Origin of the sequence: Paraburkholderia xenovorans LB400, assembly GCF_000013645.1 — a bacterium.
GTDB lineage: Bacteria > Pseudomonadota > Gammaproteobacteria > Burkholderiales > Burkholderiaceae > Paraburkholderia > Paraburkholderia xenovorans.
In genome coordinates this window covers 1,210,906-1,223,066 of record NC_007952.1, presented here as the reverse complement: position 1 = coordinate 1,223,066, position 12,161 = coordinate 1,210,906, and the positions used below count along the sequence as shown (strand labels likewise).

The window sequence follows — 12,161 nt, the reverse complement described above, 5'->3', positions numbered from 1 at the left end:
GGCGGAGTTCGCACGCACGTAGTCGAAGTTACGCATTGGGCACCTCCTTCATCTTCGCGCGCGCGGACTGGATCGCTGCCAGAATATTCCTGTAGGCCACACAGCGGCAGATATTGCCGCTCATCGCCTCGCGCACACTGGCGTCGTCGGCGGAAATGCTGGGGTCACGCAGTATTGCCACGGCGCTCATCATCTGGCCGGAAGTACAGTAGCCGCACTGATAGGTGGGCGGCGACAATTATCTTGGCCGGTCGTTGACGATTGCTTTGGCCGGTGGTGAGGAGTCGTAGGCGGCGAAGCCGCCGGAGACGACGAGCCACCGGCAGCGCTGTGTCGGCGGGGCTTTAGGATTGGGCTGATCGAAGCTTAAAGAAGAAGCGGTCAGCTCATGTCTGGAACCCGCATTACCGACCAACAGGTTTGTCTCTACATGAACAAGCGCAAATGTCATTCGCAGGAAGTCGCCGCCGCCAAGACCGGCATCAGCGTGCGTACGGCGCGACGCATCGAGCGCGATGCCACGCTGCCGTCCCAGAAGCCACGTCAATCATGGCGGACCCGCCCTGATCCCTTCGTCGACGTTTGGGACAGCGAAGTCGTACCGTGGCTGCGCAACGCGCCCAACCTGATGGGCATCACGATCTTGCGCAAGCTGCAGGATGATCATCCGGATCGTTATCCCGATAGCATGCGTCGCACACTGGAGCGACGTATTCGTCAGTGGCGGGCACTCGAAGGGCCTAATCTGGAGGTGTTCTTCCCCCAGGAGCATCAACCCGGCGTGCGCGGACTGTCGGACTTCACCGATATGAGCAAGCTCTGCGTGACGATTGGCGGTGCGCCATTCGGCCACCGGTTGTATCACTTCGTGCTGGCGTTCTCGCGCTGGGAGTACGCGAATGTGATTGAAGGCGGCGAGAGTTTCGAAGCTCTCGCGGCCGGACTGCAGAACGCGCTGTGGCAGGCAGGTGGCTGCCCGCGCGAACATCGCTCTGACAGTCTGTCGGCCGCCTTCAAGAACCTGACCGAACAGCAGGACTTCACGACGCGTTACGCGGCGCTGCTCGATCACTACGGCATGGAGGGTACGCGCAACAATCGCGGTCTCGGTCACGAGAACGGCAGCGTGGAATCCTCGCATCGATATCTGAAGGAAGCGGTCGACCAGGCCCTGATGCTGCGCGGCCATCGCGACTTCGCGGACCGGGTGGCCTACGATGAATTCATCCGTGAGGTGGTGATGCGCCGAAACCGGCGCAACGCTGCGGCGTTTCGCATTGAGCGTGCACAGTTGCAGGATTTGCCTGAACGCCGCACCACTGACTTCGCCGAGGAAGAGGCGCTCGTGACCCGTTGCAGCACTTTCACCGTGCGGGGCATCCTGTACAGCGCGCCGTCGCGCCTGATCGGCCATCGCCTCAAGGTGCGTCTCTACGGAGACCGGCTCGACTGCTATCTGTCAGGCGCACTGGTGCACAGTACGCCGCGAGGCTCCCGTGCAGCCGACAACCGCCACGCGCTTGATTACCGACACTTCATTGACTCACTCAGGCGCAAGCCGCAGGCGTTCAAGGGGCTTGCGTTTCGTGATGCCCTGTTTCCTCGCGAAGCCTATCGCCGGACCTGGGAGCAGCTCGAGGGGAAACTGTCGCAACGTCTGGCCTGCAAGAGCATGGTGGGCCTGCTAGAACTCGCGGGGCACCACGGTGTTGAAGCGGTGCTGGCCGAACGGCTTGAAGCGTTGCTTGCAGCCGGTGAGCTGCCCGATCTGAAGCAGTTGCGCGACGAGTTCGCGCCGCGTCAGGCCTTGTGTCCCGAAGTGGTGGTCGACATGCCACCCGTGGCGATCTATGACGAACTGCTCGACCAGGTGGCAGCATGAACGCTCCCGCCCATGACAACGGCCGTCTGGCCCTGATGCTCAACGAGCTGCGTTTGCCGACCATCGGCAGGTTGTGGCCCGAGTTCGCGGAACGATCTGACAAGGAAGGCTGGCCGGCCACCCGGCTACTCGGCGCATTGCTCGAGCACGAACTGGCTGAACGAGCTAAACGACGTATCGAGCGCCACCGAACCGAGTCACATCTGGACCCGACAAAGACACTTGCGACCTTCGACTTCGGCATGGTGCCCATGGTCTCGAAGGCGCATGTCACTGCGTTGGCAACCGGAGAATCCTGGCTGGAGAAAGGCGCCACGATTCTCCTGTTCGGGCCGCCTGGCGCCGGCAAGAGTCATCTGGGATCAGCCATCGGACACGCGTTGATCGACGCTGGCTACCGGGTGCTGTTCACGCGCACCAGTGAACTCGTCCAGAAGCTGCAGGCTGCACGCCAGAGCCTGCAATTGCCATCCGCGCTTGCGAAGCTCGATCGCTTCGATCTCATCATTCTGGATGACCTGTCGTACGCGCGCAAGGACCAGGCCGAAACCAGTGTGCTGTTCGAACTGATTGCCGAGAGGTATGAGCGCAAAAGTCTTTTAATAACGGCCAATCAGCCGTTCTCTGGCTGGAATGATGTGTTCCCCGACCCCGGTATGACGGTCGCAGCCATCGACCGGCTCGTCCATCACTCGACGATCTTCGAGCTGAACGTCGAAAGCTATCGCCGTCGTAAGGCCAGCGACAAACAGAGCGCTCGCCGGCGACAATTACCCGACGACAATTACGAGGGAGGCGCGACAATTATGAATTAGCCAGCGACAACTAAACCCGTCGACCGGCCAAGATAGTTGTCGCTGACCGGCCGTGCTGCTTGACGCCGTCTAGATAGGCGTCCTGTTCCCAGAACGCCTGCTGAACGGGGTGAAGCTCGCCACTGCGCTCCAGTCCTTCGATCGTGGTGATCCGGTCACCCTCGTGCTGAACCGCCACCGAAAGGCAGGAGTTCACCGATGTGCCGTTCACGTGCACCGTACACGCGCCGCATTGACCGTGGTCGCAGCCCTTCTTCGTCCCCGTGAGTTGCAGCCGGTCACGTAGCACGTCGAGCAGGATCGCGTTCGAAGGGACGTTGAGCGTGTGCCTGACCGTTGACGTTCAACCGGATGCGATGCTCGCCTTGCGCCGGCTTGCCTGGGTCGGTCACGGGCGTGGGTTCGTCGGCGCGCGTGGCGGCACCGGCCGGCGACAGCCAGGGCGCCGCCGTCGCGCCGACCACGCCGATCTTCAGGAAATTGCGCCGGGACGGCCGGTGTGCCGCCTCGCTCGAACCTTCGTGCTGGTGAGTGCTTTCTGAATCCGGAACTCTGTCCTGCATGTTCGACTCCTTCTGCGACAGCGGAATGTGAGTGGGGAAAGCCGGGGGGATTGGCAATCCTGACCGGCGCCGCCCGCCAGATCTCAGTGGCCGGTCATCTTCAGCGCGGCCTCGGGGAGGCGTTCGCCGCGGACCTGGATCTTCGATACCTCCTCGTCAATCACGCCAAGATCATCCGCTGTCAGTTCGACATCGATGGCGCCCAGGTTCTCTTCCAGGCGGTGCAGTTTGGTGGTACCGGGAATCGGCACGATCCAGGGCTTCTGGGCAAGGAGCCACGCAAGAGCGATCTGCGCTGGTGTGGTCCCCTTGCGATCGGCGACGGACTTGACGACCTCGACCAGCGCCATATTGGCCCTGCGCGCTTCGGGCGAGAAGCGTGGCACGTTGTTACGGAAATCCGTCGGATCGAAAGTGGTGTTCTCGTCGATCTTGCCGGTCAGGAAGCCGGCGCCCAGCGGGCTGAATGGCACAAAACCGATACCCAACTCCTCCAGCACCGGCAGCAGCTCCAGTTCCGGTCCGCGCCAGAACAGCGAATACTCGCTCTGTACTGCCGTCACGGTCTGGACGGCATGGGCGCGCCGGATCGTCTTCACGCCCGCCTCGGACAGACCGAAGTGCTTGACCTTGCCTTCGGCAATCAGCTCCTTGACCGCACCAGCCACATCCTCGATCGGCACAGCCGGGTCGACACGGTGCTGGTACAGCAGGTCGATGCGGTCGGTGCGCAGACGCCGCAACATTTTTTCGACCGCGAGCTTGATGTGCTCCGGCCGGCTGTTCGTGCCGGCTCCGCGCTTGCCGGTCTCAGGGTCGATATCAAAGCCGAACTTGGTGGCAATGACGACCTGGTCGCGGATCGGTTGCAGGGCCTCGCCAACCAGTTCTTCATTCGCGAACGGGCCGTAGGCCTCGGCGGTGTCGAACAGGGTCACCCCGCGATCATGCGCGGCATGGATGAGTCTGATCATCTCCTGCCTGTCGGCGGGCGGCCCGTATACGGCAGTCATGCCCATACAGCCCAGACCGAGGGCGGAAACTTCCAGGCTGTTTCCCAGTTTGCGGGTTTTCATGGCTCTACTCCTGATCGTTGAGGTGGCTCGTGCCAGACGGTTGACGCAAGCCTTTACAGACGGTGGCTATTGCTCGCTCGGTGGCGTCCGCTCATCTGGAAAGTCCGTGCTCCTGCTCAATTGCTTCAAGTCTTCGATTTCCTGGAGCCTTGCCTCGAGTTCGGCTTTTACGGTCTGGACCGCATCGGTTCCCAACAACAGGCGAAACGGAAGGTGCTCACCCGTTACGGCCTTGACGATGGCCGCTGCTGCGCGTACCGGATCCCCTGGCTGGGTACCATCGGTCCTGTCATTCTCCTTTCGTCTCGGGCCTGCCGTGGAGGCATAGTCCCGGATGGACGCTTTTGCCTGCTGGAGCGATCTGCCAGCAAAATCCGTGCGGAAAGCGCCGGGCTCAACCACCATCACCTTGATCCCGAGCGGCTCGACTTCTTTACGCAGTGCATCCGACAGACCTTCGAGCGCAAACTTGGTCGCCGAGTAGTAACCCGAGCCCGGCATCCCAAGCCACACGGCGATGGAGGAGACATTCACGATCGTGCCGGCCCGACGGGCCCGCATGCCCGGAAGGACCGCCTTGATTACGGAGACCGCACCAAAAAAATTGCTGTTGAATAAGGCTTCGACTTCCTGTTCATCGGCCTCCTCGACGGCCGCGCGATAACCATGCCCGGCATTGTTGATCAACACATCCACGCCACCGAACCGGGTGTGCGCGAGTTCGACCGCCGCATCGATCTGAGCGCGGTTCGTCACATCCAGTGCGGCGGCAACGGCCGTGTCGGGATAGGCCGCCACGATGTCCTGGATCGACTGCGGATCGCGGGCTGTTACGATCGCGTTGAAGCCCGCCTGCAATACCGCTTGCGCAAGGTGACGGCCAATGCCGCTTGAACACCCGGTAATCATCCATGTCGTCATGTGATTTGCTCCCAAATAGTTAAGCCACTTACCCGTTGGCCCGGATTCCGCTGAGCCGGTCGTTTACCTGATTCATGGTTCGCCGTTCCTGATCTTCCTCCATCACAAAGCCCGGGGGCAGCCGCGCTTTCGGTGCGTGGCTGGCCAGTATGGAGCGACTACTCCCCAGTCCATAGCCGCTGTCGGTGACAAAGGGAATCAAGGTCTTGCCGGAAAAATCGTGCGCAGAGAGGAAGGCCCGGATGACCGGCGGCGCGGTCTCCCCCCCAGACGGGGAAGCCCAGGAACACCGCGTCCGTAGTCCACCATGCTGGAGACCATGACTTCCAGCGCGCGCTCACGGGCACTGTCACGCTCCTGCCGCGCCTGCTCAACGGTCTCCAGATAATCCTCGGGATAAGGCATGGCAGGCCGAATCCTGACCTACCGTCCCACGCGCGCCTGCAGCGCGGCGGGATAACGGTCGCCCTGAACCTCGACCTGTTCAAGAGCTCTGGTGATCGTGCGCAGATCGTCGCCGGACAGTTCCACCGACGCGGCGCCGAGATTCTCTTCCAGCCGGTGCAATTTCGTGGTGCCAGGGATCGGCACGATCCACGGTTTCTGCGCCAGCAGCCAGGCAAGTGCGATCTGGGCAGATGTCACACCCTTGTCCATGGCAATCTGGCCGAGCAGGTCCACCAGCGTCTGGTTCGCTTGCAGCGCTTCCTGCGAGAATCGCGGCACGATGCTGCGGAAGTCGTCACTGCCGAAGGTCGTGCCTTCCTTGATCGCTCCCGTCAGGAACCCCTTGCCCAGCGGGCTGAACGGCACAAAGCCAATTCCAAGCTCTTCCAGAGTCGGCAGGATCTCCGTCTCGGGCTCGCGCCACCACAGCGAATACTCGCTTTGTACGGCGGTGACGGGCTGTACCGCATGGGCGCGGCAGATGGTTTGCGCGCCCGCCTCGGACAGGCCGAAGTGCTTGACCTTGCCTTCGGCGATCAGGTCCCTGACTGTGCCGGCCACATCCTCGATTGGCACCTCGGGATCGACACGGTGCTGGTACAACAGATCGATCACGTCGGTGCGCAGGCGCTTGAGCGAGCCTTCCACAGCCCAACGAATGTGATCCGGCCGGCTGTTGAGGATCTGCTGCCTGTTATCGTCGCCGAAGGTGAAGCCGAACTTGGTGGCAATCACCACCTTGTCGCGCGTCGGGGCGAGCGCCTCACCGACCACCTCCTCGTTGAGCCAGGGGCCGTAGACCTCTGCGGTATCGAAAAAGGTCACGCCCCGGTCCACGGCGGCACGGATCAGTGCAATCGCTGCCGGCCTGTCCATCGCTGGCCCGTAACCGTGGCTCAGGCCCATGCAGCCCAGACCGATGGCCGATACTTCAAGTTGACTGTTGCCGAGTTTGCGCGTCTTCATGATGTCCTCCGGTAAAGGTAAATCTATCCCTGAATGATTGAGGACACTAGATGGCATAATCGGAAAAGGTTCATAACGGGAGCGTATAAATGTCGATCGAAGCCTACGACCAGCTCGCGATTTTTGCGGTCGTGGCGCGCGAGCGCAGCTTCACCCGTGCGGCGGCCAGGCTCGGCATGTCGCAGCCCGCATTGAGCCGGGCCATGCGGCAACTGGAAGAGCGGCTGGGCATCCGGCTTCTGGCGCGCACCACCCGTAGCGTTTCGGCCACGGAGGCGGGCGAGCACCTGCTGCGTGTGGTGGCTCCCCGGTTCGAAGAGATCGACACCGAACTGGCGCTGCTCAGCCAGTTCCGGGACAAGCCAGCAGGCAGGTTGCGCATCACGGCTGGCGAACATCCGGCGGTCACGATCCTGCAGCCTGCGCTCGCGAAAATCCTGCCGGATCACCCGGACATCCGGGTCGAGGTGATCGTGGACTACGGCCTGACCGATATCGTGGCCGAGGGCTACGACGCAGGTGTCAGGCTGGGTGAGCAGATCGCGAAGGACATGATCGCGGTGCGCATCGGTCCGGAAGTGCGGATGGCTGTGGTCGGTTCTCCTGACTACTTCGCCCGGCATCCGCGCCCCCGAACGCCGCGCGATCTCATCCGGCACAACTGCATTGCCATCCGCCTGCCGACCTACGGCGGCATCTTCCCGTGGGAGTTCGAGAAAAAAGGGGAAGAGCTGAAGGTGCGTGTCGAAGGCCAGCTTGTCTTCAACAACATCGCCATGCGCCTGGACGCGGCCCTGAGGGGCCTGGGATTGACCTACATGCCCGAGGATCTCGTGAAGGCGCATGTCAGGGAAGGCGTACTGGTACGTGTGCTCTCCGATTGGTGCCCACCGATCCCCGGATACCACCTCTACTATCCGAGCCGGCGCCAGAGCTCACCCGCCTTCACGGTGTTGCGTGACGCCTTGCGTTACCTTGGCTGACCTCCCAGATACTGCGCATCCATCACCAGTTCCATCCAGTCAACCGATTTCCCGTCAAGTGCTTCCGCGATGGCAATGTGCGTCATGCCCGACGTGCGCGTGGCACCGTGCCAGTGCTTGACCCCCGGCGGAATCCAGACGATATCGCCGGGTTTGATGACCTGGACCGGACCACCCCACTGCTGAACGAGTCCGATGCCGGCCGTGACGATCAGCGTCTGTCCCAATGGATGCGTGTGCCAGGCTGTACGTGCACCTGGCTCGAACGTCACGATGCCACCACCGCTGCGCGCGGGCGCCTGCGCCTGGAACCGTGAATCCACCTGTACCGAGCCGGTGAAATGGTCGGCAGATCCGTGGGTGGAAGGCTGGGAGCCCGCGTGTATGACTGTGATCGTTCGATCGTCCTGAGCTTGCGCGCCCTGATCGGGATGGCTCGCCGCAGCGTCCGCCGCCCTGAATACGTCTCTGGCGACCGGCACAGCCGAAACGGCATTGGGCCAGCCTGTATAAAAAGCAAGCTGCGTGATCGTCTCGACCAGTTCCTCTCGGGTCACGCCGTTCTGCAGGGCCAGTGCCATGTGTGAGCGAAGCTGGTCGGGGCGATTGAGGGAGATGAGCGCGGCAACGGTGACAAGGCTGCGGTCGCGTTTGGAGAGCTGTTTGCGCTCCCAGACGTCGCCGAACAGCACCTTGTCCGTGAGTTCCGCAAGCTTGGGGTCGATGTCGCCCATCAACTGCTGGGCCCGGGTCGGTTGCTGAATACTGCCAGGTGCAGATTTTTCGGACATGGAGGATACCTTTTCCTGAGCATGAACTGGAGTGATTACGCCATGAGCCAGAATGGCAGCCGACAGCGCCATCGCTCGTGAAAATGATTTCATCGTGTTCCTTCATATTCACATGCCGTTTCCGTACTGCTCAAATCCGGGAACGTGAACGCTTGTTGGGCGGCATCAGAGTAAAAAATTTCAATGCGCGGCGGCGCGCAGCGCGGCCAGTTGCTCCCGAATTCGCGCGGGCTCTTTTTCGGGCAGCATGTTGTCAACGTCCAGCACACCGTCCACGGCACCGGGTGGATCGGCGGTCAGCGGCGCAAACAATGCCTCAAAATCATGGGGCGCGGGCCCGCGCTCTGTCACCAGCTCGACGGTCCTGAAAGCGGCAGCAGGTGTTGAAAGACTGCGCACGAGCGTTTCGGCGACCTGCAGGCGTGAGACAACTCCATCACTCGTGTCGCTGGCCCAGCGGGTATCGCCCTGCACTAACACCAGCCGTTGCTGATCGGGTTCGTTGTAGTCGAACCAGCCGGGCCTGACGATGGTGTAGACGCAGCCGCTGGCACGCACCAGGCGTTCGGAGCGTCGTTTCCAGTCATGACCGCCGAGCGGGCCCAACCGGGGATCTTCACGCTTGGTCACGCCAATGGCTGTCATGAGCGCGATCCGTGGCTTGCGATGTCCGAGGGCCATCAACACGTTGCGCACGCCACCATAGTCGACCGCCTCGGCACGCTCGCCGCGCAGGCTTCCTGCACCCAGCGTAAAGACAACGGCATCGACGGCGTTGGCCACCTTGGCCAGGCCTTCTTGCGACGTGACCTCGCCGACGACCAGTTGCGTCTCCGGCGGCAGAACACGATGCGCCCTGGCTTCGTCGCGGACGAGCGCCCGAACCGCGTATCCCTGCCGGAGGGCCTCGGCCACCACCAGGCGGCCGATGCTGCCGGTGGCGCCGACGGCCAGCACGGTGGCGGGTGGGACGACCACCATAGAGTCCAGGTTATCAGGACGCTTCGTCATCAGCTTCCTCCAGGCAGCAGTTGTAGGGTGAATCGATGCAGGGCACGCGGGATCACAAGGTTCTCGCGTAGAACGGCGTCAGCTTGCCGATGGTGGCGTCCACGTACTTGGGAACCCAGTAGGTCTCGATGTGCGTGGCGCCGTCGATCTTGAACAGCTCCTTGTCCTTCGTGCCGGTGGCCTTGGCGAAGGCGTCTTCGGTCATGTAGAGACTGTCGGCCTTGCTGCCGGCGATCATCAACAGCGGCTGCTCGATCAGGTCGATCTGATCGGTGGCATCCCAGCGCATCAGATCGACCAGGCTGCTCATGGTGTACTTGAAGGTCGAGCCGGGATGCGCGTTGGTGCGCCAGTAGTACTGGTAGCCCTGCCGGTACATCTCGAACGGCAACGCGGCGATCTGCGCGTCGGTCATGTCGGCGTCGCCGGCGTAGAGGATCTTTCCGCCGGCCTTTTCCTGAGCGCGCGCGTCCGAGGCCTGTTTGAGGCGTTGCTGGATCGTGTTCAACTGCGAATCCGCAAAGCCGTTGCGGCGAACGCGCCCGGAGTTGAACATGCTCAGCGTTGCCACCGCCTTGAAGCGCTTGTCGGATTTGGCCGCATTCAGGGAATATCCACCGCCGCCGCAGATGCCGAGCAGCCCTAGGCGTTCGGGATCGACGCCCGGATAGCGGGTGATGAAATCGGCCGCGCCGTGGATGTCCTCTGTGCGAAATTGCGGCTTGTCCGTGCTGCGCGGCTCGCCGCCGCTGCCGCCCTGATACGCGGCATCCATCGCGATCGTGATGTAGCCCTGTTCGGCCAGACGCTGGGCGTGGAGGCCCGCGGTCTGTTCCTTTACCCCGCCATTGGGGTGCGCGACCACGATCGCGGCGTACTTTTTCTTCGGATCGTAGTGGGCCGGGGTATAGACGTTGGCGACGATGTTCAGCCCGTTGAGATCGTAATTGACCGGGTGGATGTTGACCTAGCCCGGTTCGTCCTTCGTGATCGCGCCTTCATAGACCAGCGTGAACGGATTCTTCTTGTAGTCAAAGGTGGTTGCTGCAGCCGTGGTAGCCATTGCTGGAACTCCTGTCAGTGCACATGAGAAAGCAAGCGCGGACATTCCGAGGAATTCGCGCCGGTTCTTGTTGACGACTTCATCGCTCATTTGAACCTGAACTCCTATCCTGTTCTTTGAGATTGATGGCTTCGCAGGACTTTGCGAGGGGTCGGGCCAAGCGCATTAATCCAGATGCTTCTGCGCAAGGAACTTCGACACCAGATCGGCAATCTGGACGTTATTCAGATCAGAGAAGGCGAAATGTGTGTTGCCCCGGATGCCGATGTCCGGCAGATGCACCAGAGTCACGTCGCCGCCATGTTTGTTCACGGTGTCGCGCCACAACCGCCCCATCTCTAACCGCGCACGCCAACTGTCCTGGGCGGGCAGGTCAACCGGGTGATCGGGAATGTTGTCGCCGTAGATGACGAGAATGGGAATTTTCGTCAGCGCCATGAACTGACTCATGGGAACGGCCTCGCCCTTGACGGTATCGAACGCACTCGGTATCGCCGGCGGCACTTCGCCCTCAGGGAAGACGAAGCTGCTGCCTGGTTCAAAGGCCACGATGGCTTTGACGTTTGCGTTCTTGATGGCGATGAGCCAGCCGGGACCGCCGCCTTGAGAATGCGTGAACAGAATGCCGGGACCAATCTTCCTGAAGATGGCCGCAATACCATCCGAGATGACATTCTCGTCGAACGGTCCGGTATTCGGCGTCATTGCGCGAAAGAACTGATTCAGGGTCTCCGGATCGCAAGAAAACTGCACATGCGCAAAGCAGTTCGGCCATAACCCGATGCGGAATTGATTGAACCAGAGCTGCTCGTCGGGCGTCGGCTCGATGGTCGTCCCGACCATGCCGCGACCGGCATCACCGCGACGCGGCTGATCGACCAGGTACACGCCAAACCTGCGGCGCAGGAAAATGGTCTGAAACCCTTCGCGGCCATCGGCTGTGGTTTCCCAGCTCCTGGAAAACTGACCGGCACCGTGCAGCATGACAATCGGATAGTTCCGGGCGTTCACGGGAATTTCGTAGAAAGCGTATGCGTGATCGCCGTGGTAACTCTGCCCGGCGGGTTCCAACGGCTTGCGCGGATCGAAGGTTCCCGATGCTGTCGTCGCCGTGCCGCCAGCGGCGAAGCTCCCCTGCTCCTTGATGACCAGCGGACTTTGATCGGCAGCGCTCGCGACAGCACAGGCGAACAGAGCGGAACAAATAATGCCCCCGCTGATTGCGGACCAGAATCTGTGGACGACACACTGGCTCATGGATTGCCTCAACCTGAAATCACTGAACGCAATGTATCGTGCAGCTATTGATCAATAAAGATCTCCAGTCGGATAGAACCAATATCAATTTCACATAAATGAGATTTGCAGAATTGCAAGCAAGCCACTTCGAGCGGAGGTACACGCTCGAGTCCCGTGCGACGTCGGGGTGCTGCGTCACCGAGCAAAAACCACCGCCGTATGCAGCATATTTGCCCATCCGTTCTCTCTCTTGACAGTACAACTCGGGGCGCGCGCGCGAATTTGCAAGTGTCCGCCCGCAATACGGCATTGATTTCGCCACTGAGCGGATGCGGCATCACCGAGGTGTCGGCGTTCCACAGGCTCTCCCATTGACACAACTTCAAATCCGGAGTCACCATGCT

12 protein-coding genes and 3 pseudogenes are annotated in these 12,161 nt (G+C 61.5%); 3 read left to right on the top strand and 12 right to left on the bottom strand.

Annotation, left to right across the window (positions count from 1 at the left end):
- Positions 1-28: 28 nt before the first annotated feature.
- A pseudogene (locus tag BXE_RS44570) lies at positions 29-223 on the bottom strand ((2Fe-2S)-binding protein); the annotation flags it as partial.
- A gap of 165 nt (positions 224-388) precedes the next feature.
- Between BXE_RS44570 and istA the strand changes: the two are divergent.
- Positions 389-1,882, top strand: a complete 1,494-nt coding sequence (gene istA, locus BXE_RS27415; protein WP_011487988.1) for an IS21 family transposase — start codon at positions 389-391, stop codon at positions 1,880-1,882.
- A complete protein-coding gene (gene istB / locus BXE_RS27410) occupies positions 1,879-2,697 on the top strand; it encodes an IS21-like element helper ATPase IstB (RefSeq protein ID WP_011487989.1) in 819 nt (272 codons plus the stop codon). The genes istA and istB overlap by 4 nt, the downstream gene beginning before the upstream one ends.
- 10 nt (positions 2,698-2,707) lie before the next feature.
- On the opposite strand, the gene BXE_RS46985 is transcribed toward istB, so the two are convergent.
- From BXE_RS46985 to BXE_RS27390, 6 genes are all read right to left on the bottom strand, one after another.
- A complete protein-coding gene (locus BXE_RS46985; RefSeq protein ID WP_049782269.1) occupies positions 2,708-2,986 on the bottom strand; it encodes a (2Fe-2S)-binding protein in 279 nt (92 codons plus the stop codon).
- Positions 2,976-3,260 (bottom strand): hypothetical protein, encoded by a 285-nt coding sequence (locus BXE_RS46980; protein WP_049782268.1) that lies wholly within the window; start codon positions 3,258-3,260, stop codon positions 2,976-2,978. Before BXE_RS46980 ends, BXE_RS46985 begins: the two co-directional genes overlap by 11 nt.
- 83 nt (positions 3,261-3,343) lie before the next feature.
- Complete coding sequence (locus BXE_RS27400) at positions 3,344-4,336, bottom strand: aldo/keto reductase (protein WP_011491382.1); 993 nt, start codon at positions 4,334-4,336, stop codon at positions 3,344-3,346.
- A gap of 66 nt (positions 4,337-4,402) precedes the next feature.
- Complete coding sequence (locus BXE_RS27395; RefSeq protein WP_011491381.1) at positions 4,403-5,257, bottom strand: oxidoreductase; 855 nt, start codon at positions 5,255-5,257, stop codon at positions 4,403-4,405.
- Positions 5,258-5,285: 28 nt separating this feature from the next.
- Positions 5,286-5,459, bottom strand: coding sequence for a hypothetical protein (locus BXE_RS47345; protein WP_233518969.1), 174 nt, complete (start codon positions 5,457-5,459; stop codon positions 5,286-5,288).
- A gap of 221 nt (positions 5,460-5,680) precedes the next feature.
- Positions 5,681-6,670 carry an aldo/keto reductase gene (locus BXE_RS27390; RefSeq protein ID WP_011491380.1) on the bottom strand — a complete coding sequence of 330 codons (990 nt, stop codon included), beginning with the start codon at positions 6,668-6,670 and terminating at the stop codon, positions 5,681-5,683.
- Positions 6,671-6,759: 89 nt separating this feature from the next.
- Between BXE_RS27390 and BXE_RS27385 the strand changes: the two genes are divergently transcribed.
- Positions 6,760-7,653, top strand: coding sequence for a LysR family transcriptional regulator (locus BXE_RS27385; protein ID WP_011491379.1), 894 nt, complete (start codon positions 6,760-6,762; stop codon positions 7,651-7,653).
- On the opposite strand, the gene BXE_RS27380 is transcribed toward BXE_RS27385, so the two are convergent.
- From BXE_RS27380 to BXE_RS27365, 5 genes and pseudogenes are all read right to left on the bottom strand, one after another.
- Positions 7,641-8,048: a (R)-mandelonitrile lyase gene (locus BXE_RS27380; protein ID WP_233519018.1), complete on the bottom strand. Its 408-nt coding sequence runs from the start codon at positions 8,046-8,048 to the stop codon at positions 7,641-7,643. The genes BXE_RS27385 and BXE_RS27380 overlap by 13 nt on opposite strands.
- A gap of 81 nt (positions 8,049-8,129) precedes the next feature.
- Positions 8,130-8,387: pseudogene (locus tag BXE_RS47340) on the bottom strand (carboxymuconolactone decarboxylase family protein); the annotation flags it as partial.
- 237 nt (positions 8,388-8,624) lie between these two features.
- The gene (locus tag BXE_RS27375; protein ID WP_011491377.1) at positions 8,625-9,455 is read right to left on the bottom strand and encodes an SDR family oxidoreductase; all 831 of its coding nucleotides are present in this window, start codon (positions 9,453-9,455) and stop codon (positions 8,625-8,627) included.
- A gap of 52 nt (positions 9,456-9,507) precedes the next feature.
- A pseudogene (locus BXE_RS27370) lies at positions 9,508-10,518 on the bottom strand (alpha/beta hydrolase).
- A gap of 165 nt (positions 10,519-10,683) precedes the next feature.
- On the bottom strand, positions 10,684-11,775 hold the full coding sequence (locus BXE_RS27365) for an alpha/beta hydrolase (protein ID WP_011491376.1): 1,092 nt from the start codon (positions 11,773-11,775) through the stop codon (positions 10,684-10,686).
- Between the last annotated feature and the right edge of the window lie 386 nt (positions 11,776-12,161).